Raw genomic sequence first — 24180 nt, forward strand, 5'->3', positions numbered from 1 at the left:
GCCATGGTAGCACCCCTGAAAGATCCGGAGCGGTTTCTGCGCCACCTCTTCGCTACCGCAGTTTCCGCCGCCGATCCCGAACGCGTCTTGTCGCAGGCACTGCCCCCCGTTCCCCCCGGGCGGACGGTTGTTGTCGGGGCCGGCAAAGGCGCCGCTCAGCTTGCGCGCGCATTCGAGCAGGAATGGTCTGGGCCGATCGAGGGCCTCATGGTCACCCGTTACGGGTTCGGGGTCCCTTGCAAGCGCATTGAGGTGGTAGAGGCCGCTCATCCGGTTCCTGATGAGGCCGGGCTGCAAGCGGCGGAGCGGCTTCTGGCGCTGCTTTCGGGGCTTGGCCCTGATGATCTGGTCGTCGCCCTGATCTGTGGCGGGGGATCGGCGCTTCTGCCGGCGCCGCCCGCCGGCTTTACATTGGCTGACGACCAGCTTCTGACCGATGCGCTCTTGCGCAGTGGCATGCCCATCGGGGGCATGAACGCGGTGCGCAAGCACTTCTCCCGGATCAAGGGCGGACAACTGGCACTGGCGGCGGGCGGCGCCCGCGTCGTCTCGTTGATCGTGTCCGATGTTCCGGGCGACGGCCCGGCAGAGGTCGCATCCGGCCCGACCGTGCCCGGCGTGGCCACGCGTCAGACTGCTGCGTCCTGGCTCTCGCGCTACGGCGTGTCCTTGCCCGACCGGATCCACCGTGAAATCGTCGAAGGGCCCGAAATCCCCGCGCCAGGAGATCGGGCCTATGCCGGTCACGAGGTTCGCGTCATCTCGTCCGCAGGTCAGTCCCTTGCTGCAGCCGCTTCAGAGGCGGAGCGTCTGGGACTGAGGGCCGTCATCTTGTCTGACAGCATGGAGGGCGAGGCACGAGAGCTTGGTCAGACCCATGCGGCGATCGCTCGCGAGATTGCACTTCAGAATCAGCCCTTTGAACGCCCTGTCGTGATGCTATCCGGCGGCGAGGCGACTGTCACCCTGCGCGGAACCGGGCGCGGTGGACCGAATGCCGAATTCCTGCTTGCCTTTGCCATGGGGGTTGAGGGGCTCCCGGGGGTCCATGCCCTTGCGGCCGATACAGACGGCATCGACGGATCTGAAGACAATGCCGGGGCTTTTTGCGATGAAACCTCCCTTGGTCTCATCCGGGCGGCCTCATTGGACCCGCAGGCGCTATTGGACGACAATGACTCCTGGCAGGCGTTTTCCGCGGCCAAAGGCTTGTTCGAACCTGGACCGACCGGAACCAACGTGAATGATTTCCGAGCTATACTGGTTGCTTGAACGGGCGACGTCTAACCGGTTAGCCGGTGTTCCTTTGAAGGGGAGGGTGCCTCGCAGAAACCTGCGGGGCACTGCTACCTTACTTTCCACTCAGCATTCGAGGCAGATACCGTCAGTGCGCCGATTGGGCCTTCTGAAGCCATACCGTGTTGCATTTCCAGAGCTACGCGCGGATCGTTTGCGGGTGAGTTCGAACCCCGTCGAGTAAATCGGAGTTCTCTATCCGGCAGGAAATTTCGCTTATGGCGTCAGGTCAATCGGCCCACCGGACCGCGACGAATTCTCGATGGCCGTGATGAGCTGATGTGAAACCAGCGCTTCGCGCCCGGTGACCATCGGTTTGCGCCCGAGGCGAATGGCCTCGGCGAAATCCTCGATCACCGCCTGATGCCATTCGTGTTTGCCGCCGGATAGGGGGTTCACCTTCCGCGGGGCCTCGTCCTTCGCCTCGATGACGGTGCGTCCATCTCGCCAGCTGATCTCGAGCGCCTCCTTGTCCAGCTTCAGGCTGGCATGCTCGAAATGAAGCCGGATGACCTCGGTCCTGTGGGGAAACATGGCGGTGCTGGCCACGAAGGATCCAGCGGCCCCGCAGGCAAACGTCAGGCCGGCGACAGCGAAATCCTCTGCCTCCATTCGGTGCAGGAGCGTCGTGGCCGTCATCGCCTGCACCTGTTTTACCGGACCGGTCAGGCTGAGCGCGAGATCGATGGAATGGATTGCGTTGGTGATCATGACCCCGCCGCCGTCGCGGGCGTAGGTGCCCCGCCCGAGCTCATCATAATAGGACTGGTCGCGCCATAGAGGCACGGCGATCTCGACCAGGCCAAGCTTTCCAAGCACCCCGCTTGCCACGTGACGGGCCGCGGCCAAGGACGGCGCGCGCATCCGGTGCTGGAAGAGCACGCCGAGCATCACACCTTCGCGTTCGCAGATCTCGACAACCTCGAGAGCTTCCTCCGGGTTCCGGCCAACCGGCTTTTCGAGAAGAACATGCGTCCCGGACTTCGCAAGCTCTTCAATCACTTCCTTGCGGACACTCGGTGGCGTTGCGACGATGGCCAAGGGAATGGTCGGATCCGCTGCGACCGCGGAGAGATCGGACGAAAATTCGGGCGCCTCTCCTTCGTAGAACTCCGCAAGATAGTGTGCACGCTCGGGTCGGCGCGAGACTACCGTCCTGAGTTGCAGCGTATCCCGTGCCTCTGAAAGAGCGGCCACATGGGTCTTCGCGATCATACCGGCTCCAATAAGGGCCACCCCGACACGCCCCTGCGTGATTGTCTTTGCCATGTCTCTCTTCTCCCTCTGGGCTGGCTGTGAGCCCGTTTATTTAGAACGGCACCGGCGCGTTGGCGCATTCCGCCAGGCGCTCGAACGCAGTTGCAGTTTCCGGGTCTATTGGCACACCCTCCGCGCGGCGCCGGTCTGCTACCGCCCATTCCCTGTCACCCGGAGCCATGACCTTTCCGTCTTCGCGAGCTGCGCTCGTTCGAAGGGCTGCAAGATACCGTTCCATTCCGGCGAGCAGGATGCCGCGGCCGATGAAGCCGTCGGGATCGATGCAGATCACGAAGGCTCCCATATCGCGCGGCGTCGAGACATCCGGTCCGGGCATCGGCAGGATCTCGGGACTCGTTTTCATGCCGGTGAGCAGCGCCGAGAATATATCGCTCATTCCGGCAAGACCTGCTCCCTTGAAGCCGAATTCCCCACCCAGCGGTGCCAGCATCTCCGCGTCATGCGGGTCGCGTGTGTCGATGCCGGCCTTGTCGGACGCGGTGCGTTCAGGCAGATCAAGCGCGAGCGATTTGTAGAGCTGGACGCGGTTGTAGGGCACGGCGCTTGTTGCCATGTCGAGTAGCCAAGGTGGGCCACTCGGGTTTGGGGCAGCAACGGCGATCGGATTGGTGCCGTGAAAGCGCTCGGCACCGTCGTGAAGCCGCACGAAACTATCGGAATTGCACGTGACAAAGCCGATCATGCCTGCCTCGGCCATCGCCAAAGCGTAGGCGCCCGCTGGTCCGAAATGCGACGACTGGCGAATACCGACCGCGCCTATGCCGGCCTCGCGGGCGAGTGCGCAAGCATGATCAACCGCGGTATAGGTGGCCAGCGCGCCGTGTCCGTTGTCAGCGTTGAGCAGGCCTGATCCGACTCGAATGCGTTCGAAGGTCATGTGCGGTGTGCCGTTCACGCGCCCGCCACGCAAAACCATGTCGTAATGCGGCAGAAGACGGATTCCATGACTGTCAACGCCCAGGCTGCTTGCATGCAGCATCGCACGGGTGGCGGCAGCGGCGCTTGGACCATCCGCGCCTGCGGCCCTGAGAACCGCGTCGCAAAAGCGCGATAGGGCGTCGAGGTTGGCGTGCCGGTTTGCCATCATCTCGGGCCGCGGGTGCGCGCTGCGGTCATGACGGTCCGGAACACCACTTCATCGCCTGCAAACCCAAAACACGCCTGCATGTCGCACTGACGAACACCCATCTTGATTTCCTTCGAATAACGTCTATCGTATACTTTAGACAATAATCGTGTGCATTCAAGTCCTCATTGGCCGTAGCGTGGCAGTGCGCTATCAGCCCGCGGGAAGGTTTCATGCCGCAGCCCCTCCACCGCACCGGATAGCCGGAATTGGAAGAGACGCTTTACACCCGCATTCTCCGCGCTGTCGGAGCCGAGATCGCGCGAGGCGATCTTGCACCTGGTGAGCGCCTCATGGAGAACCGGCTCGCCAATCGTTTCGGCGTATCGCGCGCTCCGGCGCGGCAGGCGCTGGCCGAGATGGAAGACCTGGGCCTTGTGGCGCAAGCGGAAGCACCTGCGCGGGGCTTTGTCGTGACGACGGATGCAGCCGAACGCGCTGCTCTCCGGTTCGCCGCTCACCCTCCCGAACCCTTCAGCGCCGAGACCACCCCGGCTTGGCAACTCATCTACAGCGATATCGAGAAAGCGCTGACCAGGCGCATCGCCTTCGGAAGCTGGCGTGTGGTCGAGTCCGCTCTCGGTCGGCACTATGGCGTCAGTCGCACTGTCGCCCGCGAGGTACTGGCGCGGTTGCAATCCTGCGGGCTTGTCGTCAACGAAGGGAAACGGTGGATCGCACCGGAGTTGACCGAAAAGCGGGTGCATGAACTCTACGATCTGCGCGCCCTGCTTGAACCGGCGGCGCTTGCCGAAGTCGGTGCCAATGTGCCAACCGACCTGCTCGACGGCATGATACGTGACCTGCATACCGTGATGACCGATCGTTCAGGGGGGCCGACCCTGGACCAACTCGAAGCCGACCTGCACTTCGGATTGCTGGGTCGGTGCCGAAATTCCCTGCTGCGAAAGACGATGGTCGAGAGCCAATCACTTCTGCTGGCGCACAGGTTCTTCTATCAGCACACATCCGAGATGTATCCGGTGGAGCCGTTCCTGGACGAACATCTTCAGGTACTCGAATTGCTGCGGGCGGGGGCGGTTCCGGAGGCTTGCGAAGGGCTGCGTGCGCATCTTGTCGCGTCGAGTCATCGCGCCGTTGCGCGGATTGCCCTGATCCGCGATGCGTTTCGCGATACTCCTCCTGCCTATCTCGAGCCCATTGAAACAAGCAATTGACCAAAGGCCTCGAGGTATCTGTAGGCGCTTTGACTCCAACCCTTCAGGGATCAACTCCGGCGGAATTGTGGCCGGGCCTGATCCGCGGGGGGAACCCAGCCATCGGTCCAGTAGGCGGCCGTGGTGAACTCGGTTCGGGCGAAGCCAAGTCCTTCGAGATGCGCTCTCGCGGCCTTCGCATCTTCACGCTCACCGGCGAAGAACACGAACCGATCCTCGTCGGGCGGCGCAAGGTCTCTGAGTGCGGAAAGCGGATCGCTCTGCCCGTTGCGGGTGATCCACTCAAGCGTGACGCCGGGCGGTACCGGAATCTCCTGCCGATCGGCCTCCTGCGGGATGAAGATCCGCGCTTGCCCGCGCGCCGCGTCTGGCAGTGTTTCCAAGGCGCGGGCGATGACTGGCAAAGCCGTCTCGTCCCCAATATAGCCAACCCATCCGGCCCTTCTGGGCTTCGCTCCACCCGGTCCGGTCATGGCGATCTCCTCGCCCGGCGTGACCTGTTTCACCCAGTCGGTTACGCGGCCCCCCTCGTGGATGAAGATATCCATGTCGATCCATCTGCACTCCGGATCGATTGCCCGCACCGTGTAAGGCGGCCGGTGCCACGCATCGATCCCTCCGGGCCATATGGTCGAACCCGTGGCGTCCGCCATGGGCCAGTCCGCGCCCTCTGGTCCGAAAAGCAGCCGGAAATGCAGGCCATCCTTCTCGAACCGCCGGAAATCGCCATCCAGCCGCACGCGGAAGAAGGATGGCGAGATCCTGCGGACATTTTCGATATGGGCAATTGTCAGGTTTGCCGGTCGTGTCCCGGTCCGGTCCGCAGCCCAGCTGAGATGTTCGCGGAGGCCGGAATTCTCGAAATAGAGGTTCAGCGTATCGCGCAGATCATGCAGTCGCGCCTCGTTGTCGGCGCGCAAGAGCAGTTCGCAACCCGAGGTGCTCCCCGAAATGGTAAAAACACCATATTCAAGCACCACTTGGAGGCCGCTCTCCGGTTCCAGGACAGTCAGGCCCAAGGCGTGGGCCGCATTTCTGACCTGGGGCACCGCGACGTCGAATGGGATAGCGAGTGTGCCGGCTTGCTTGTTCATGTCGGGCCATGCCTCCGGTGTCATTGAAACGCACCACGCATACCTGAGTGGTTTAGTAAGTTTATTCCTGCCGCGAATGCCGGTCCCTTGGCAAGCCCAGAAAAAGAGGCCGTGTCGCGCGCTACCAGCTGAAGCGAGCAAGAGGTGTCTCGCGGTGGCGAATGGCGCCTGCGGATACAGTCAGTTGCAAGTGGGCAACGGACTGTTGCTTGCCAGGCTCACTGCATCTCCCACTTTTGCCTACAAGATCGCACCGAAGTCTCAGTCGAAATTACGATTGCACGAAGACATTTCACTCAATCTATGCGGGAGTTTATCGGTTGTAGGCGCGACGGCTGTGCTGTCCGGTTGCGCAGTGAGGCGCCGCGCATCTTGTGACAGTACTGTCACACTGCGCGCATGGTGCGTTATCGCGGTTTTTCCGGTCTAAACATTCCCGACCAGCGCTACTATGGGGAACACAGCAAGCGAGACGCCAGCCCGAACCGATACACTTCATCTCGGGAGGCCTTATGCTTCGTATCACCACGCACGCGCTTTTCCTCTGCTCCGTCTCCTGCCTCGTCGCAAGTTCGGCATTTGCCCAGGACGAAGAGCCGCTCTTTCTCGGTACACTGCTTGTGGAGGCCGAAAGCGACGAGACCTTGCTGCAGAATGGCTATGTGGCTGAAAGCGGACGTCAGGCGACCAAACTCGATACGCCGATCGCGGAGATCCCTCAGGCGATCAGCATCGTGACGCAAGATCAGATCGAGGACCAGAAACCCCGCCAGCTTCTCGAAGCGCTGAGCTATTCGGCTGGCACCTCCACGTCGAATTTCGCCTTCGACCAGCGCTATGACGCCTTCTACCTTCGCGGATTTTCGGCCTTTAACAACGGCTTCTTCCGCGACGGCCTGCGTCAGGTCAACGGCCCTTCCGCCTGGTATCGCAACGACCCCTACACGATGGAGGGCATTGCGATCCTCAAGGGACCGTCCTCTTCGCTCTACGGCGTTTCTGGCCCTGGCGGCCTCGTTAACGTGGTCTCGAAACGCCCGAAAGAAGAGCCCTTCAATGAGGTGCGTCTTACAGGCGGGACCGATGACATGGCCGAACTCGCCTTCGACACCACCGGCCCGGTCTCGGAAGACGGGCGCTTTCTCTACCGTCTCACCGGCATCGCGCGCGATGCAAACTCGCCCTATCCCAATGCGCCGGATGACGAGATGCTCATCGCGCCGGCCTTCACTTTCAAGTTCACGGAGAAGGCGAAGATCACCTTCCTCGGCGAGTATTCGGACTCGACGGTGGGCGGCACCTATTCCTACTACAATCCCAGCTACGGCGTCGCGTCCGAGATCGCCAACTCCGATCCGGACTATAACGACTTCGATCAGACCCAGTATCGCCTCGGCTACGAATACGAACAGGAACTGACCGACATGGTGACGTTCCGCCAGAAGCTGCGGTACTCGGACGTCGATAGCGACCTCGAATACAGCGGCTTCTACGACACCGGCTTCGATTCCCTTGCGCGCTACTGGGGGCATTATGTCGAGGACCAGCACAACTTCACCGTGGACAACGCGCTCGAATCGTCCTTCCGGACCGGTGAGATCGACCACGATGTAATCTTCGGGATCGACTACACCGACTCCTCCTACAACGCCTATCTTGCACCCACCGGCTACGTCTCCGCCAGCGCCACCGATGCTGCGGACGCAGACTTCTACGCCTCGCAGGGCACCGAGCAACTCGGGATCTACGTGCATGATCAGCTTTCGCGCGGCGCGCTCAATGTCTTCGTCAGCGGCCGATACGACTGGGTCGAGACAACGACGGAAGATGCCAGCCGGACGATCACCGAAACCACGGATAGCGAATTTTCCGGACGGCTCGGCGTCTCCTACGAGATGGAGAACGGCATGACGCCCTTCGCCAATATCTCAAGCGCCTTCGTGCCCAATACCGGCCTGGTTTTCGACGATCCATCTGACCCTGACAGCAGTCGGCCGGCCGATCCGACCCGCGCTTTCCAGAAGGAGATCGGCATCAAATACGCGATCCCCGGAACAGAAAGTCTTATCACGGCGTCGATCTTCGACATCGAACAGGATGATGGCGTCGTGTTTCAGAACGTCGATGCGGCCGTCTTCGGCGTGCAGCAGGTGCAGGTGCCCTATAACCTGCGCTCGCGCGGCTTCGAGGTCGAGGGCGAAGCCAACTTCCAGAACGGCCTCAGGATGATCGCCTCCTACACCTACATCGACATGGAGATCGAGGACGGTGTCGCCGGCACCGAGGGCAATCAGCTTTCTGCGACGCCCCACAACGAGGCAGCAATCTGGGCCTTCTACCAGCCGCAGGTAGGCCCGCTCAGTGGTTTCGGCTTCGGTGGCGGCTTGCGATACGTAGGCGAAAGCTACGGCGACGACGAGAACAGCTTCAAGAACGACGACTACGTCTTCGCCGATCTCACGCTGACCTACGATCTGCGCCGCATCGGCCAAGAAGGTGCCGAGATCCAGGTCAATGTGAAGAACCTTTTTGACGAGACGGGTCAGACCTGCTCCGCCGGATACTGCTACCGCTACGATGGCCGCACAGCCACCGCAGCGCTGCAATATCGCTTCTGAGCATGGGGGCGGGAAGCGGCTGGATCGTTGGCGCAATCGGTGGTGTCTACGTGGCGCAGAGTGTCCTGGGTGGGTTCACCTGGACGGGTCTGCCCGGTGTCCTGCGCGCAAACGGGATGCCGCTGGATCAGATCGGGCTTGTCTCGCTGATCGTCTTACCCTGGGCACTCAAGTTCCTCTGGGCCCCGCGCGTTGAACGTTTCCGCCTTCCAGCCCGCGGCCGCAACCGTTCGGGCGAGATCGTAATGCTTGGCGTCGGGCTGGTGGTCGCATCGCTCCTGGCGGTCGGCCTCGTCGGGCCGTCACCGGTCCTGCTGGTGCTTGCACTACTGTTCGTGGCTGCCTTCGCCACCGCAACCGTCGATATCGCCTGCGACGGTTTCGCCGTCAGTGCACTTCAGGGCACCAACTACGGTTCGGGCAACGCGGCACAGGTTGGCGGTGCCTATCTCGGCTCGGCCATTGGCGGTGGACTTTTCCTGGTGCTTGCCGATCACTACGGCTGGCTCGCCGGCACCTGGAGCATGGCCGCAATCATTGTGGTCATCTGCATTCCATTCGTTCTGGTTGCGCGCCAAGGCCCGGTCGAGGAACGCAGCCACGTTCCCTCGCTCCGCGCGGCGCTCGCCCGTCGGCAAGTGCGCCTCGGGCTTGGCATCGCGGCGATCTATGTCATCGCGCAGAAAACGGCCATGGGGATGATCGGCCCGCTCTTTGTCGATCTTGGCTACTCGCTCTCGACGCTCGGACTCCTGAGTGGCGCGGCAAGCCTCACCCTGGGTCTCGGTGGTGCGCTCGCGGGCGGCGCCATCGTGCGACGCTTCGGCAGCAGGCCGGTTCTCGTGGCGGCGATTGCGGCGCAGGGCGGGCTTCTCGCGCTCGTGGCAACCTCCATTGCCACACCCCTGGTAGAGCCGGGCCTCATCGCGCCGATGATCGTTCTGACGAGCCCTGCCGTCATGGCACTCGGCTTCGTCGCGCTCTACGCCCAGTTCATGCGTTGGTCTGATCCTGCTCAGGGGGGTGTTGATTTCACGCTTTTCCAATGCATGGACGCCGCGATCAGCATGGTGGCTGGCATCCTGGCGGGATTGGTGGCTGAGTCATTGGGATACGGAGTGTTCTTCCTGGTTGCTGCAGCGATTTCCTTCGCGATGGTGCCGGTCCTGCTGCACCTGGCTCGGCCAGTTCCGGAAGCCTGAGAACCCTGCTCTTTCACGCGGGCATTCTGGGAAGTGCTCTGGGTGATGCTGTTCTGCTTACACAAAAAGATAGCGAATTAGTGCGTTAGACCCGGCGGCACAGCAGTCAGGGAACTCCTGATCGTGCCGATTGGTGACGTAGACGGACTGGCTCGTAATGAGGAAAGGGGCCGCATCCGCGCACGGGGCCATAAAATTCTTGACATAGATCTGATACATCAGATATCAGAAAGACAAGAAATTGACCGGGGAGGCGGACATGAGACCAAGGCCAAAAGTTGTCGTCACCGACTTTGATTATGGGGATGTCGATATCGAACGCGCCATTCTCGAACCCATTGGCGCCGAGGTCATCGGCCTGCAGGCCAAGCGGGAATCCGACCTGTTCGAGGAAGCGCGCGACTGTGCGGCTATCATGAACCAGTACGCCCGCATCGGGGCTGAAACGATTGCACGAATGACGAAATGCAAGGTGATCGCGCGCTACGGCGTCGGGGTCGATATCGTCGATGTCGATGCTGCGACGGATCGGGGAATTCTTGTCACCAATGTCCGGGACTATTGCACCGAGGAAGTGGCGGATCATGCCATAGCATTGTGGATGGCCCTTGCACGCAGCCTGCCTGCGTATGATCGGGCAACCCACGATGGTGTCTGGCGTTGGCAGTCCGGCGCACCTGTCCGTCGTCTTCGGGGACGCACAATGGGCATCGTTTCCTTTGGAAAGATCGGCCAGGCCATTGCTCATCGTGCCAGAGCCTTTGGCACTGAAGTCATCGCCTACGACCCCTTCCTGCCTACCGATGTGGCACGGAAACTGGGTGTCGAGTTGGTTTCCAAGGCGGACCTACTCGCGCGCTCCGACTACATCCTGATGCAAGCGCCGATGACCAAGGACACCCGGCATTTCCTGTCGGATGCCGAATTCGCCGCGATGAAGCCTGGTGCAATTCTGGTGAACACCGGGCGCGGACCCACGGTCGACAACAAGGCGCTTTACCGCGCATTGACCGAAGGCCACCTCGCCGCAGCCGGGCTCGATGACCCCGAGGAAGAACCCGCAAAACGCGCCTCCTGGAACCCCGCAGACAACCCGATCTTCACCCTGCCCAATGTGCTGATCACGCCGCACGCCGCCTACTACTCGGAGGAATCGATCCGAGCAGCGCGTGAGGGTGCGGCAACGCAGGTGGCCAAGGTCCTGACCGGGCAAAAGCCCGACTTCCCCGTCAATGCCGAAGCTCTCGCAGTCCAGAGCTGAAGTCACAAAGGAAACAACATGCTGAAAGTCTTCAACGAATTCGATCGTCGCCCCGACCTGTTGGCGCAATTCGACAAGGTGCTGACCTGCTATTCCTCCACCGCTGTATTTGCCGACGTTCAATACCGTCTCGGCGTCATGGACAGCGGCATCAAGCCTGCCTTTCGGGCCAAGGTAACCGGACAGGCGATCACCGTGCAGCTCTCCAAGGGAGACCTGGTGGATCCGCTCAAGGCGCTGGAAATGGGTCAGCCCGGGGATGTCATTGTGGTGGATGCCGGTGGCGATCCCAACACTTCCGTCTGCGGTGGGCTCATGGGCGGCCTTGCACAGAACCGGGGCATTCGGGGCATGATCGTCGATGGCGCAGGCCGGGATACCGACGAACTGCAAGACATCAATTGGCCGATCTGGACCCGCGCCATTACCCCGCGTGGCACCCACACGATGTTCTCGGGCCGCAAGGAAGAGCTGTCGATCAATGTCCCGATCCAATGCGGTGGCGTCGTGGTCAATCCCGGCGATTTCATCGTCGCCGATCTGATGGGGGTTACGGTCGTTCCTCTGGGAAAGGCCGAAGAGGTCGTCAAGCTGGCGCAGGAACAGGCGGATCGCGAAGAAGAGACACGCAAATGGGTCGCCCAGGGCAAGACGGTCGAGGATCTTCTTAATGAATTCGGCCGCATCTGATCCGGCGCTGATCGGCCTCGACTGGGGAACAACGTCCTTCCGCGCCGCTTTGATCGGTGCGGATGGTAGCGTCCTGGAAACATTGCACGCGCCCGAAGGCATCATGCATGTCGAGGGTGGCTGCTTCGAAGCAGCTTTCGAGCGTCTGTTGTCACCCTGGGCCTGCCATCGATCGCTGCCGGTTCTGGCCTCCGGAATGATTACCAGTCGGAACGGTTGGGTGGAAACGCCGTATGTATCGCTGCCCGCCGGCATCGAAGAACTGGCCAATGCGCTGGTTGCACATACGACCGATACCGGTAGGCAGATTCAGTTCGTCACCGGGTTGGCAAGCGAGATTAATGGCGCTCCAGACGTGATGCGCGGCGAGGAAACCCAGATCGTTGGGGCAATCGCCTCCGGTGCGGTTGCAGGCTGTTTCGTAATGCCAGGCACGCACAGCAAATGGGTCGAGGTCGACGGTGGGCGGATCGAGAATTTCGCTACCTATATGACCGGCGACATCTTTGCCGCGCTTCGCGATCATACAATTCTCAAAGCGCTGATGGCTGAAATGTCATTTCAGAAAGATGGCTTTAGCCTCGGCGTTTCGTCGGGCCTGTCGGCTGGGTGCAACCTGCTGCACCGGCTCTTCCATGTGCGATCCCTCCCGCTGTTCAACAAGATCCCGGCGGAGATGAGTGCGGACTATCTGTCCGGCCTGCTGATCGGTGCAGAGATTGCAGGAGGGCAGACGAGCATGACTGGCGAAGGTCCCGTCACCATCGTCGGACGCAGCGACCTGGCAGACCGATACGAGATCGCGCTGGACATTGCCGGTCGGGAAAGCCGTAGGGCCGAGAACGACATCGTCGCGCGAGGACATTTCGTCATCGCCAGAACAGCGGGATTGATCACATGACCAAATGGCAGCGGGCCCTGAGCGACAATCCGTTGATTGCCATTTTGCGAGGGCTCGATCCCGAGCGTGCCGTGGAAGCCGCGAGCGTACTGGTCGATGCCGGCTTTCGCATAATCGAAGTGCCGCTGAACTCGCCTCAGCCTTTGCTCTCTATCGAACGGATCGCCGCACGCCATGGTGAGAACATCGTCGTCGGGGCCGGAACGGTACTGAACCCCGAGGACGTGTCGGCGGTGGTGGATGCCGGTGGCGACATCATCGTTTCGCCCAACATGAACCCCGCGGTTGGCGCGCGCGCCGAGCAACTTGCGGCGAAATGGTGCCCTGGCGTGATGACCGCGAGCGAAGCTTTCGCTGCGTTAGATCTTGGTGCTGCAGTCCTGAAATTCTTTCCTGCCGAGATGATCCCTCCGAAGGCGATTTCGGCGCTTCGCGCGGTGCTGCCGAAGCAAGCTCTGGTCGCGGCAGTGGGCGGCATCACGCCCCAAACCATGGCGGACTACTACGCCGCCGGGGCCGACAGTTTCGGGCTCGGCTCGGCGCTCTTCAAACCGGAATACGATATGGCGGAGCTGAACAGGCGGGCATCGGATTTCACCCACGCCTACAGGGAACTTGCGCGGTAACTTCAGGCAATGCGTGTCGGCATGACCCGGAGGGGTGTCGAACGGTCGTCGTCGAGATCGACATGCTGCAAGGAACTCGATCAGGACAGGGCAGGCTCGAACCCTGTCGAACACTTCATCCGGTGATAGTGCCCAGAGTGCATCGTAAGTACCAGTGAAGATGATCGTAGGGGGCGAAGACCATTGGCTTTGCACCGCCCGCTGTTGAACGCCACTCACTTACCTTCACACTAAGCAGAAGCGCGGGCAAACCCCTGGTTATCGCCCCGCGCTTTTTTGTTTGCCCAACCCAATGCAGAGCCTCTCGACGAGGCCGTTTTCATACTCCGGCCTTGAAGTCCGCATGTTGCTTGAGTTCGTTAGCAATGACTATGGCGTCGGCATTGGACGCGATCCGATCGATGTAGAGCGGCGTGCCGTCGGCCAGCCGATCAACATCAACACCTCCATCGAAGATCGGATCTCCGCCCCGGTGCTCTCCTCGGTGATCCCGTAACCCTTGAGCCCCGCGACCAGGGCGCGGATGATTTCGACGAGGCCCATGATCTCGTAACTGCCGACGGTAATGGCGATCGTCTTCCCGGCGATATCATCGTTCGGGACGCGGTCGAGCTGGTGTGCCATGGCCGCACCAATATCGTGCAATCGTCTGCATTCGGAATGCCGGTCGACGGGATCAGAGGGGGGCAGGGGTACTGCATCCCACCCTCGATGCTCACGTTGACCGGCTCGAGATCCGTCATGTCAATACAGCGCCGGCAGTGCCAGGGACAGGGCAGGCACATAGGTTATCAGCATAAGCAGGATGATCATCCCGAGAAAGAATGGGAGGATCGCTTTGCTGATCCGCTCGATCGACACGCCCGAGATGCTGCTGGCGACAAAAAGGTTCACACCCAAGGGCGGCGTGCAGAAGCCGATTGCCAGGTTGACCGTCATGATTACGCCGAATGCGATGGGATCGACGCCAAGAGCCGTGGCCACCGGCAACAAGATCGGCGTCATGATGATGATCGAGGAAATCGTTTCCATGAACATGCCGATGATCAACAACAACAGGTTGATCAGCAGCAGGATGATGATCGGATTGTCCGAGAGCCCCGTCAACCATGTCGCCAGATCTGCCGGAATCTGAGCCAGGGTGATGACCCGGCCGAATGCCGTTGCCATGATCACCAGCACGAGGATCATTCCGCTGGTCCGGGCGCTCTCGGCCAGGATCGACGGAAAATCTGACCACTTCAGATCGCGGTAGACGAATTTTCCGATAATCGCGGCATAGAGCACGGCAACTGCGCCCGCTTCGGTGGGTGTAAAGACGCCACTGTAGATGCCGCCAAGGATGATCACCGGGACGAGGAGGGCCCAGACCGACTCGCGTAAACTCGTACGAACGCGCGTCGCGTTGAACGTTCTGGTATTGTTGATGACCTCGGTTTCATTGCGCAGCAAAATGCGGGCCACAATCATGAACATCACCGCGAAGAGGATCCCTGGTACGATCCCGGCAAGGAACAGCTTGCCGATCGAGACCTCGGCCGTAACCCCATAGATGATGAAAGGAATGCTGGGCGGGATCATGACCCCGATCATGCCGGAGGACGCCGTCAGCGAAGAACTGAAGGTGCGATTGTATCCGACCTTCTCCATTTCAGGAATGAGGTTCGCGCCAATGGCGGCGACCGTTGCCGGTGAAGAGCCTGAGATCGCAGCAAAGAAAACAGATGCGAGCACGTTGACATAGGCGAGGCCGGCGCGGATGTGACCGATCAGCGCATTGGCGAAACCGACGAGGCGCCGCGACATGCCGCCATGCTGCATGAGATCGCCAGCCAGAACGAAAAGCGGAACGGCAATCAAAGGAAAAGAGTCCGCTCCCGTTACCACCGACCTGGCCAACAGGACCAAGGGCGGAGTGCCGTCGACTAAGACCATGACAGCCATCGTTGCAAGGCCAAGGCAGATACCAATCGGAACGCTGAGAAGCAGGGTGAAGAGCAATACCAGGAAGAGTACAGTCGCGATCATGGGTCAGGCCTTTCCGGACATCGAGTCCGTGCACTGCAACGTGCCGATCAGGTGTTGCGTAACGCGCAGGATGGACAGCGCCGCACCCACGGGCGCGGAAGCGTAAAGCAGTGGGATTGGCATACCCAGCACCACCGATTTCTGGCTGAGAACGAAGGGCTGCATCATCAATTGGATACATTGGACGGCAATCACCGCGAGAAATCCGATGACCAACAGATCCACCACCACTTCGAATGCTCGCTGGCTGCGTGGGCCCAAGGCATCGCGGAGGAACGTGATGCGGACATGAGAGCCCTGCTGGAATGCGTAGCTGACCGCCACCCAGACGAACCAGATAAACAACCACAAGGTCAGTTCTTCGCCCCACGACAGGGATGCGTTCATAATGTAGCGCATAAAGACATTCGTGCTTATCAGAAGCACGATCGCGGCCAGAAGCAGGCCAACGAGATAGCGTTCGAAATTCTTGTCGATCCAACGCAGTGCCGTCATTTACCGGTCTCCCCCCAGAACTGCAGTGAACGGGTGTCCATCCTGGACACCCGTGGCATTGCCCACTCTCAGGGAGCGCTTGCCGCTTCGACAGCGCCGAGCCAGCTGTCAAATACGTCGGCACCCACCTCGTCACGGTAGTTCGCGCGGACATCCTGGGTCACGTCGACGAACATCTGACGATCCTCGGCCGTCAACTCGATCACGTTGACACCGGCATCACGGATCTTCTGAAGCTGGCCGGCCTCTTCGGCGTTGACCAGTTCCTGTTGATAGGCCTCGGCTTCGGTCATCGCATCGCGCAGCAGGTTCTGTTCATCCTCAGAGAGACCCGACCAGAACCATTCGCCGACCACTGGGACGTAGACAGTGAAGACATGGCCCGTGAGCGAGACATGCTCCTGCACTTCGTAAAAACGCTGGCTATCGATCAGTGCGACGGGGTTCTCCTGGCCGTCGATCACACCCTGCTGCAAAGCGGAATAGACTTCACCAAAGTTCATTGGAGTCGGATTGGCGCCCAGAGCCTTGAAGGTATCGACATGGGCGGGCACCTTCATGGTGCGCAGCTTGATGCCTTCAAGGTCCTCGGGTTTCTCGATGGGACGAACACTGTTGGTCACGTGGCGCAGGCCATTTTCCATCCAACCCAGGCCCACCAGACCCTGGTTTTCAAGCCGCGCCAGCATTTCGTCACCCGTCGGGCCGTTGAGCACGTCCAGGGCGACTTCCTTGCTGGGGTACATGTAGGGCAGTTCGATCACTGCAAACGCCGGATCCCAGCCTGCGAAGATGGCAGAGGGCGAAACCGCCATTTCCAACACCCCGGTCTGCACACCTTCGATCATCTCACGATCCGGGCCCATTTGCGAAGAGGGGAAGATCTGAACGTCGAACTCGCCATCGGAGCGGGTTTCAACCAGTTCCTCAAACTTCAGCAGAGCCCGGTGCATGTGATATTGCTCATTCGTGCCGTGGCCGATCTTTATTACGGTTTCGGCCGATGCTGCGCTTGCGACTCCCGTAGCCAAGAATGCAAAGAACGCGACTGAAATTGTCCTCGACATGGTTTCTCCACCCTGTGTGCGTCCAACCAAATGGATCGTCTGCTTGTTGATACTGATGTCTGATGTATCAGATATAAAATGTTAGTGCAACGGAATCTTGGCTGGGGTATCAAGGTTGCGGTGGCGAAGAAAGGAAAGCCGATGACCGGACAGAAGATGAAGCGGATTAAGGCGCCGGATTCTCTCTGCGATATCGCAGCCACGGCCATACGGGAGGCGATCATCACAGGGCGCTATGGATTGGGGGAGGCACTCTCCGAGAATTCACTCTCCGAACTTCTCGGCATTAGCAAGACTCCGATCCGTGAAGCACTTGCCACTCTCAAGCATGAAGGCCTTGTGACCATTGTTCCACGAAAAGGCACCTTTGTATTTACCATGGGTGTCGAAGAGGTGGCACAGCTGGGCTTCTATCGTTTCGTCCTCGAATCCACGGCACTGGACCTTGCGATGGCAGAGCACAGAAAGGATCTTCTGATCTCACTTAAATCGATTTGCAGCGCGATGACTGCAGCCCACGGCACAGGTCGAATGGCGGAGTATTTGAATTTGGACGGACAGTTTCACAATGCGTTCGTCGAGCGCTGTGGGAACCTCTACCTGATTGGTGGGTATCAAGCGATTACAGGCCGCACGGCCGCACTGCGAACCCACCTTTCGAAGCATGCGACCCATACCGAGAAATCCATCGGCGAGCATATCGAGATGGTTGACCTGCTCGAATCTGGGGATCTCCCTGCCGCCGTAGAGGTTTTGAAACGGCATGTGACACGCGGGCAGCGCACCTATGCGGATGGCATTCAGGATATTGCCGCCGCGAGCGCCGAAGACCGGGTTATTCGCAGGAAGCGGACGCGATGAAGCGCCAAATTCACCTCCAACCCGGTTGGTGGCATTTCTAACGCCACCTTTGCCGACATAATCCTGGATTGCCATTTGAGTGACACTGGAATTGCGGGCAGATCTGTAATCCAGTCGGGCGTCTGGGCGGACAGCGCGTATCGCTCGCGTAATATTAAGCAGCAGAGACTATGAGCCGTGGCGCATCCTTTCGATCGGCCGCCGCGACTGGGTGAATGACTGATAGTCTCTGCTGCTTGGTATCACACATGGACGTTCACAGTTGCCAATAACTGATCCTCAGTTCCTTCTTCCCGCCTCCCTTTTTGTCACCCCGGGGATGCAAGCCGCGGCGCAGGAGAGCGATGCGACACCCGGAGTTCTTGCCGTGGAGAACGCTCCCACGGATAGGGCGATCGCCGACCGGCTGCGTGCCATCATCGGCGCACTCGACCAAGACCAGTTAACGGTATCTGTGGAAGCCGGCGTGGTCACGCTTGCGGGTGATGTTGCGGACCCGGTCGTCAGCAAGGATGTGGCCGGCATTGCCGAGCTTCTGGAAGGCGCCGGAGCGGAGTTCGCAAGTCCTTGTCCCAAAAAGGAATTTAGATGCCGAAACTTTCCCGACTCCGTCTTGCGACATTTTTGTGCTGCAACTTGTGCCTGGGCGCAAGATCCATCGACAGCCCATAGGTCAATTTGATGTTCCGCTCCTCGCAGCGCACAGCTGAGAGCCTGGGTCGAGAGGATGCGCAGCGTTGATGGTTCATGGCGCATTCAGGCAGCGAGGATTACCCCGGCTCGATTCACCCGTCCGTGCAACAATTCGTGGATGCGGTTCTCTTGCAGGACGATGATCCGAAATATCTCGATGTATTGCGTGAAAGGGCCGAGCAAATGATGTGGCCCCTCTTTATCCACCCGAACGGATCGGAGGTAGCTCCGAACTACGTGTCACAAGTCTGGTCGACGGAATTAGGCACCGGCGCGCACATCGCACGTACCATTGTCTACGACTTTCTCTTCGCACTCGGCGAGAACGCAACGCGGGGTGCTATGCTGCTCAATGACCATCAATCGACGCAGGCTGCCGCGAAGTATATTGGTCAGCAGGCCCGCGCTTCTGCATTGGCCGCCGCTGCGCGAGAACGCGATGACATTTTTGAGGAATTGATGCCCGGAGTAGATCTCAGGCACCGCAGCGACTCTGCGCAACCGCAATGGTCTCCAGGAAAAGACGTAGCTGTCAATTCCGAAACAAGGAAGATCAAGGCCAACCGGAATAGTCCCCAACGGGCCGCATGATCACACAAGCGCCTGTTCTGGGACTCGAGGACAATGTCAGGCGGGGGAGTCTTCCTGTTCAAAGGCACGGTATTTCGAAGAGGACATGCTTTTATTCGGGCGGAACTGAAAAGAAGAGCATGATCCCGCGCTCGGGCGTCCGACGAGCCTCTTGCCGGCCCGGGCTGAACGGTCTGATCGAAAATCAACCCTGGTCGGTTGGCGGTGAGGCAACGGATTTGCAACCCGAATACGATACGATACGACCATATCGTATCGAACAGGTATCAGGATGAGTAACGATCTTAAAGCGCGGGTCGCGGCGGCTGCGGAAGCCCTGGAGTCCGAGGGCATTCGCCCAACGATCCAGAAGGTGCGCGAACTTGTGCAGGCGAACAACAACGACGTCGCCTCTGCATTCAAGACCTGGCAGCAAGCCAAATCTGAGCAGGCGAAGCGAACTGTCCCGGCGCTCGACGATCTGCCAGTCCCGCAAGCTATGCGCATTGCCCTCAAGGCGGTGATAGCTGCGCATGAGCAGATCATGGCAGAGGAACTCGAGGCCGAACGTCTCACCGCTCGTATGCATCGCCAGTCCATGTCAGAAAAACTTGAACGCGAACGCACCGCTGCGCGCAATGCCGAGGCCGAAGCGAGTTCCGATGCGCAGATCCGGATAGCGGAAGCAGAAGCGCGCGCAGATGCTCAGGACAAGAAGAATGCGGAATTGACCAGGGAGCTGGAGGAGATGCAGTCCCAATTACTGGAGGCAAAGAAAAGGTATGGCATCGCGGAGGAGCGCACCAAGGCGGTCGAGAAGCGGATGGATGACGCGGAGGGTCGATTGACTGATGAGCGTGTGGCCCGCCTGGATGCGGAGCGGCGGTATGCCGAGGCGATAGAATCATCTGCTCGGGCCCGGGCCGACGCTGACGCCAGAGTGCGTGTCGTGCAACTGGAAGCCGAGCGTCGCATTGCCGAAGAGCACGCACGATACAGCCGGGCAGAGGCTCGGAACTTGCACGCTGCCAGTCGAAAACCTGTTCCCGCCAGCCGCCGCCGGTAGAAGGACCGATTTTCCGATCGGCGAACAGATGTGATCCGGCAGCGAGACCCTCCACTGGGAGGGGAGGCGTAGGCTCCTTATCGAATTCGAGAGGCGCGGCAATCGAGGCATCCGGATTCTCGCATCTCAACGAGTGGTCAGCTGGGAGGGCCGACGGCGGTCGACACCGACCCCAACGGAGCGTTTTTTGGCTTCCCGATCCGGAAGCGCCGATGTATGTGGCGTTTTGGTCGGCGTCCACTGTCCCCGGTTTGCTGCAGTTTTCTCCTTGAGATTCACCCCATTGAAAGCTGAAGCTGGTCACACGCATTCCAATCAGGCATGATCTTCAAGGGGTTAGAGGGGCTACCTATGATCAGCCGTATTCGAGGCGCGCTGTCCGCGCGGCATCAGGCTGTGTGCGAGGCTGAAGCGCTTGTCTGGCGGCTCGGTGACCGTGCAGAAGCTGTTGCGCTCTCATGTGCCGCGAGCGCGGATGGCCGGGTCAAAGTACACTTTCAGCGGGTGGCGCGGATCGCCCGGCGCCGGAATGATCTCATTGAAGGCCGTGATACCACGACAGGATATGACGGAAATGCGCGTTGGCTTAGCCGGGCAGGGGCCCTGTTGTTGTAAACAGGTTCAGATCGTCTCGCTGGCGTACACGTGGACTTCGGAATCGGAACGTGATGACTGCGATCATGGTGCTTGCCCTTGCAGGCCATGCGGGGTTGCTTGAGGGGGTCTCGTCCAGCGAAACGGGCGAAGCAAAAGACATCATGGGTGTCGCCGACATGGCTATCGATGGCGATACGTTCCGGCTCCGTGGGCTTGATACGCGCATAACCGATCCGCTACTCCTGCCGCTCTCCTTCAAGAGGCTGTCTCAGGCAACAGTGCGCGAGTGAAACCGGGTTAGTCTCCGCGAAGAATTGCGAGGCGAACTCTCGCCAGAAGGAAAAAAGGCAGGGCGGTTCGTTCCATGGCTATGTCGGCTTACCCCAGCCATAGCCCCTCTCGTCGAAGCTGCGACTTGATCCGCAATGTCAGATGCGCGGATACAACGCGCCTTGCGGGAAGGTTTGAGAGATGCCGCCCGCTCGATGCTTGACCAGCCTCGGCTCCGACAGGGAAGTCCCAGACCGCTTCCCACCAACCCGTATGTATCGATGGGGAAGACGTGTCGTCTGCGAGACGTCAGATGGGACCGAGTGTCCACAACGTAGCCGTGCCGCACGAGCGCTGCGACGTCATCACCGCCGGGTGTGCCCCGTGACGAGCCATTGCTTCCCGGAGAAGGCGGTATTGTTCGACAATCTCGGGGCGCACCGCGCCGTCCATGACAACAGCGTTTTCCCGCATCACGACGGCGTCCCGGAGAGCATGAGCCCTCCGGAGCGCCGTCTCGAAAACGCGTTGCCGGTCGGGAGAGATCAGAAGCCTGTCCAGCTTCAAAGCGGCTTCGCCTGCCTTCCAGTCGCGGGATCCCGTGCCTCGGCCGGCAGTGTGATCTTGTTAGGAGTTGTGCGAGGTCATGCGCCGAGGGCTCCATGTGTGAGTCGGCGTTTCAGGGTCCGGGCAGCATCCAGGGCCGTCACGCCCTGATCCAGGGTCGTGAGGCACTCCAGCGCACAGATGACCTTAGGGTCGTCCGGTTCGAGGAAGTCGATATCGCCGTCTTCGACGGACGCGACCGGTAGACCACCCCCAAGGGCGTCATGAAGGAAATCCCGAAGCGCGCGGAGGTCCTGGATATGCTCGAGGGGTTCGGCACCTTCCGTCACAAGTTGGATAAGGGCATCAGCCCGGGAACCCCAGTGGGGTCCCCCGAAGAGTGCCGCGGTTTCCACAAGGTTTGGTCCGCCTTCCTCGCGGAGCCAGGCGGCGAACCCTGCGGCCCTTCGAAGATCCAGGATCCGGTCGGAAAGGTTTACGTATTGCATGTTGTGGTCTCCTTGCTCGATGCAGCGCATCATTTGATTGAAAAGGCCGGTTTGACCCGGGACTTGCGTCAAGGATCCAGTTCGGGGGAGCCGTCAGGCGGCAGGCCACGGATCTTGCGGCTGTCGCCATTCGCGCGGTTGTTGGCGCGCGGGAGCGTGCGTGTTCCGACCGCGCAGGGCGGTCGGAACAGCCGCGGAAATCACCGCTTGCGGGGAACTGGGGAGTAGACCGGAATTGGCCCGGTGCCATGCCCCGACAGTCCCAGGGCGGCCTCGAGTCTCCAGATCGTTTCGCTTTGGAAGACAAAGGTGAAGGCGTTGTTGGCGAAGACCTCCAGATCGCATTCGATCACCGGGTTCTTCTGGTCGCGGGCATACCCCGCCAGGCGGTCCGAGAGCAGTTCGACACTTCGTGCCCAGTTGGGCGACCATTCCCCGGCGCGCACCAGCTTCTCGAGCTGCAGCCGGACATCCTTCGCGGCAATCGGACCAATCTCGGCTGCGATTGCTTTGACCAGGGCATCGCCCTCGAGTTTCACGAACCTTCCGAAATGGGTCTTCACCTCGCTCCGAAGGCTCGCGAGGTCGAACGCGAGAGATCGGGCAGCGCTCAGCTGCGATATTTGCTGGTCCGAAGGATTGGGACGAGGTGTCGAGGTCAGGTCTGAGGTATTCATAGGCAACTCCATTATACGCCGCATGCCGTCTGCATCGGTCTTCAATGGTGCCGTCCGGCTGTCGGAACCCTGTCCGACGTGAGTGAGCCTGCGCGATCGGTGGCGGGCATGGCACAGATCCCTCGGGATCTGCTCCGCCGGCGCGAGGCGCGCCAGCGGGAAGTTTGCAGCGAAACGCGAGACGTTCCGCGGGCGGCTGACGAGCCGCGGGTTCACCGATCAGGATGCGGAGTTTTCCGGATCCTCCTCGGCGTCCGCCTTTTCGAACGCCGGATCCTCGGTCTGATCGTCCTTGCTTTTGATGTCGAGACGGATCGAATGGAATGTGCCCTGGTCGAAATACCAGCTTCGCACGAGACCATAGAGCAGTGCGCTCGCACGGTCCGGATAGATCTGCTGGTCCACGAGTGCGTCGTAGGCAGCCAGCAGGCCGGACGGAAGGGAAAGGGTTACACTTACGAGTTGCATCGAAGTATCAGAGTCGCTCATGGCGATGTCCTCTCAAAATCAACAGCATCACGTGCTGTCAGAACCGAGATTGGTCCGCCTGGGAGATCCAAAGCTGAAATCAGGAACGACGTGCAGAGATGGTTAAGGGGGCGTTACCAGAGGGGCGCATCGCACGGCGCCAGTCCCGCAAAAGCGAACCGCTCCACCGGAAACGGCCTGCAGGCCGTGAGAAACGGTAGTCGCCTTGTGCCCGAACATGGTCGCCGCGATGGGCATATGGTAGCAGAATTGGCCCTGCCGGGGCGTCTGCAGCGGCAAACGAAGCCCGAGGCATTGGGCGTACAAGTTGGTGCCTCGGATCGGAGCGAACGGCCCATGGACGAAGCCGCTCGCCTCTTGATCATGAATGTCGGCTTCGGCGCAACCGACCCCAAGGTTCCTGCCAATTGGCAGCAAAGCGTTATTTCGTCAACGCATGGGTTCACCACGCGCGATGGCGAGGTGATGACCGGGGTGATGATTGCCTGTCGCCAAGAGGCCGTAGAAACCGAGCGCCTTGATCCGGCTCGCCGCCCCATCTCCTTCGCCCTTGATCGTCCAGGTAATAAACTCATCTGCCATCGACACCTCGGACGACCAGCCAGTTTCAGCAGCGAGAACGGGCCCGTGGGCCGGAACCATCCGGCTCGCGGCCTCTCCTGCCTCATTATCGAGCCTTATTCGTATCAGGATACCGTCCGGGAGGTCTCTGGTCTGCACATCGGTGGCGAGAACCAAGTTGTTCATATCCACAAGGTGGTCTCGGAGAGCGCCGATATCGACAGAGGGCCAATCGGTGTCTGAGTCGGCGTTGAGCAGCAAGACGATCTCGGTAATAGCGGCGAAGGCCCCGTTTCCCGGTTCAATCGGCGTTCCGGTTGTTTCGACTACTGCGGCGGACTGTGCCATGTGATCCGCATGGTTCGTGTGCTGTGCAAGAGCGGGGCCCGTCATACCGAGGATCGGCAGGATTGCAAGAACTGTGATGTGTCCGAAGCGCATGACTACCTCCCTGTCCGGCAAGAGGAATGTCTAACACCAC

At 60.4% G+C, this 24180-nt stretch carries 24 protein-coding genes; 13 read left to right on the forward strand and 11 right to left on the reverse strand.

Features of this window, described 5'->3' with window-relative positions; translation table 11 throughout:
* Positions 1-3 precede the first annotated feature (3 nt).
* Complete coding sequence (locus ACP15W_RS18450; RefSeq protein WP_424934411.1) at positions 4-1272, forward strand: glycerate kinase type-2 family protein; 1269 nt, start codon at positions 4-6, stop codon at positions 1270-1272.
* Positions 1273-1512: 240 nt separating this feature from the next.
* Here the strand turns inward: ACP15W_RS18450 and ACP15W_RS18455 are convergent, their stop codons facing one another.
* Complete coding sequence (locus ACP15W_RS18455) at positions 1513-2565, reverse strand: Gfo/Idh/MocA family protein (protein ID WP_424934412.1); 1053 nt, start codon at positions 2563-2565, stop codon at positions 1513-1515.
* A gap of 40 nt (positions 2566-2605) precedes the next feature.
* Entirely contained in the window at positions 2606-3661 is a 1056-nt protein-coding gene (locus ACP15W_RS18460; protein ID WP_424934413.1) for an Ldh family oxidoreductase, read from the reverse strand.
* Between the two features lie 248 nt (positions 3662-3909).
* Between ACP15W_RS18460 and ACP15W_RS18465 the strand changes: the two genes are divergently transcribed.
* The gene (locus ACP15W_RS18465) at positions 3910-4878 is read left to right on the forward strand and encodes a GntR family transcriptional regulator (RefSeq protein WP_424934414.1); all 969 of its coding nucleotides are present in this window, start codon (positions 3910-3912) and stop codon (positions 4876-4878) included.
* Between the two features lie 50 nt (positions 4879-4928).
* Here the strand turns inward: ACP15W_RS18465 and ACP15W_RS18470 are convergent, their stop codons facing one another.
* Positions 4929-5972 (reverse strand): siderophore-interacting protein, encoded by a 1044-nt coding sequence (locus ACP15W_RS18470; protein WP_424934415.1) that lies wholly within the window; start codon positions 5970-5972, stop codon positions 4929-4931.
* Positions 5973-6484: 512 nt separating this feature from the next.
* On the opposite strand from ACP15W_RS18470, the gene ACP15W_RS18475 reads away from it, so the two are divergent.
* The 6 genes from ACP15W_RS18475 to ACP15W_RS18500 all read left to right on the forward strand — a co-directional run bounded on the left by ACP15W_RS18475 (position 6485) and on the right by ACP15W_RS18500 (position 13270).
* A complete protein-coding gene (locus ACP15W_RS18475) occupies positions 6485-8590 on the forward strand; it encodes a TonB-dependent siderophore receptor (RefSeq protein WP_424934416.1) in 2106 nt (701 codons plus the stop codon).
* A gap of 2 nt (positions 8591-8592) precedes the next feature.
* A complete protein-coding gene (locus tag ACP15W_RS18480) occupies positions 8593-9792 on the forward strand; it encodes an MFS transporter (RefSeq protein WP_424934417.1) in 1200 nt (399 codons plus the stop codon).
* A 259-nt stretch (positions 9793-10051) separates the two neighbouring features.
* Positions 10052-11053 (forward strand): C-terminal binding protein, encoded by a 1002-nt coding sequence (locus tag ACP15W_RS18485; protein WP_424934418.1) that lies wholly within the window; start codon positions 10052-10054, stop codon positions 11051-11053.
* A gap of 18 nt (positions 11054-11071) precedes the next feature.
* Positions 11072-11743, forward strand: coding sequence for an RraA family protein (locus ACP15W_RS18490; RefSeq protein WP_424934419.1), 672 nt, complete (start codon positions 11072-11074; stop codon positions 11741-11743).
* Positions 11724-12644, forward strand: coding sequence for a 2-dehydro-3-deoxygalactonokinase (locus ACP15W_RS18495; RefSeq protein ID WP_424934420.1), 921 nt, complete (start codon positions 11724-11726; stop codon positions 12642-12644). The genes ACP15W_RS18490 and ACP15W_RS18495 overlap by 20 nt, the downstream gene beginning before the upstream one ends.
* Entirely contained in the window at positions 12641-13270 is a 630-nt protein-coding gene (locus ACP15W_RS18500) for a 2-dehydro-3-deoxy-6-phosphogalactonate aldolase (RefSeq protein WP_424934421.1), read from the forward strand. The genes ACP15W_RS18495 and ACP15W_RS18500 overlap by 4 nt, the downstream gene beginning before the upstream one ends.
* A gap of 369 nt (positions 13271-13639) precedes the next feature.
* Here the strand turns inward: ACP15W_RS18500 and ACP15W_RS18505 are convergent, their stop codons facing one another.
* The 4 genes from ACP15W_RS18505 to ACP15W_RS18520 form a co-directional block, all read right to left on the reverse strand.
* Positions 13640-13894 (reverse strand): hypothetical protein, encoded by a 255-nt coding sequence (locus tag ACP15W_RS18505; RefSeq protein WP_424934422.1) that lies wholly within the window; start codon positions 13892-13894, stop codon positions 13640-13642.
* A gap of 120 nt (positions 13895-14014) precedes the next feature.
* Entirely contained in the window at positions 14015-15271 is a 1257-nt protein-coding gene (locus ACP15W_RS18510; RefSeq protein ID WP_424934423.1) for a TRAP transporter large permease, read from the reverse strand.
* A 30-nt stretch (positions 15272-15301) separates the two neighbouring features.
* Positions 15302-15793 (reverse strand): TRAP transporter small permease, encoded by a 492-nt coding sequence (locus tag ACP15W_RS18515; protein ID WP_424934424.1) that lies wholly within the window; start codon positions 15791-15793, stop codon positions 15302-15304.
* 68 nt (positions 15794-15861) lie between these two features.
* Positions 15862-16860 (reverse strand): TRAP transporter substrate-binding protein, encoded by a 999-nt coding sequence (locus tag ACP15W_RS18520; protein WP_424934425.1) that lies wholly within the window; start codon positions 16858-16860, stop codon positions 15862-15864.
* Between the two features lie 141 nt (positions 16861-17001).
* Between ACP15W_RS18520 and ACP15W_RS18525 the strand changes: the two genes are divergently transcribed.
* The 5 genes from ACP15W_RS18525 to ACP15W_RS18545 all read left to right on the forward strand — a co-directional run bounded on the left by ACP15W_RS18525 (position 17002) and on the right by ACP15W_RS18545 (position 20937).
* On the forward strand, positions 17002-17721 hold the full coding sequence (locus tag ACP15W_RS18525; protein ID WP_424934426.1) for a GntR family transcriptional regulator: 720 nt from the start codon (positions 17002-17004) through the stop codon (positions 17719-17721).
* Positions 17722-18088: 367 nt separating this feature from the next.
* A complete protein-coding gene (locus tag ACP15W_RS18530; protein ID WP_424934427.1) occupies positions 18089-18403 on the forward strand; it encodes a BON domain-containing protein in 315 nt (104 codons plus the stop codon).
* A gap of 65 nt (positions 18404-18468) precedes the next feature.
* Positions 18469-19005, forward strand: a complete 537-nt coding sequence (locus tag ACP15W_RS18535; RefSeq protein WP_424934428.1) for a hypothetical protein — start codon at positions 18469-18471, stop codon at positions 19003-19005.
* A gap of 271 nt (positions 19006-19276) precedes the next feature.
* Entirely contained in the window at positions 19277-20050 is a 774-nt protein-coding gene (locus tag ACP15W_RS18540; RefSeq protein ID WP_424934429.1) for a DNA-binding protein, read from the forward strand.
* Positions 20051-20718: 668 nt separating this feature from the next.
* Positions 20719-20937 (forward strand): hypothetical protein, encoded by a 219-nt coding sequence (locus ACP15W_RS18545; protein WP_424934430.1) that lies wholly within the window; start codon positions 20719-20721, stop codon positions 20935-20937.
* Between the two features lie 624 nt (positions 20938-21561).
* On the opposite strand, the gene ACP15W_RS18550 is transcribed toward ACP15W_RS18545, so the two are convergent.
* The 4 genes from ACP15W_RS18550 to ACP15W_RS18565 all read right to left on the reverse strand — a co-directional run bounded on the left by ACP15W_RS18550 (position 21562) and on the right by ACP15W_RS18565 (position 24140).
* The gene (locus tag ACP15W_RS18550) at positions 21562-21972 is read right to left on the reverse strand and encodes a hypothetical protein (RefSeq protein ID WP_424934431.1); all 411 of its coding nucleotides are present in this window, start codon (positions 21970-21972) and stop codon (positions 21562-21564) included.
* Between the two features lie 200 nt (positions 21973-22172).
* Positions 22173-22649: a hypothetical protein gene (locus ACP15W_RS18555; protein WP_424934432.1), complete on the reverse strand. Its 477-nt coding sequence runs from the start codon at positions 22647-22649 to the stop codon at positions 22173-22175.
* A gap of 219 nt (positions 22650-22868) precedes the next feature.
* Complete coding sequence (locus tag ACP15W_RS18560) at positions 22869-23138, reverse strand: hypothetical protein (RefSeq protein WP_424934433.1); 270 nt, start codon at positions 23136-23138, stop codon at positions 22869-22871.
* 429 nt (positions 23139-23567) lie between these two features.
* On the reverse strand, positions 23568-24140 hold the full coding sequence (locus ACP15W_RS18565; protein WP_424934434.1) for a hypothetical protein: 573 nt from the start codon (positions 24138-24140) through the stop codon (positions 23568-23570).
* Positions 24141-24180: the final 40 nt, after the last annotated feature.

This window comes from Amaricoccus macauensis (assembly GCF_049800915.1).
Lineage (GTDB): Bacteria > Pseudomonadota > Alphaproteobacteria > Rhodobacterales > Rhodobacteraceae > Amaricoccus > Amaricoccus macauensis_A.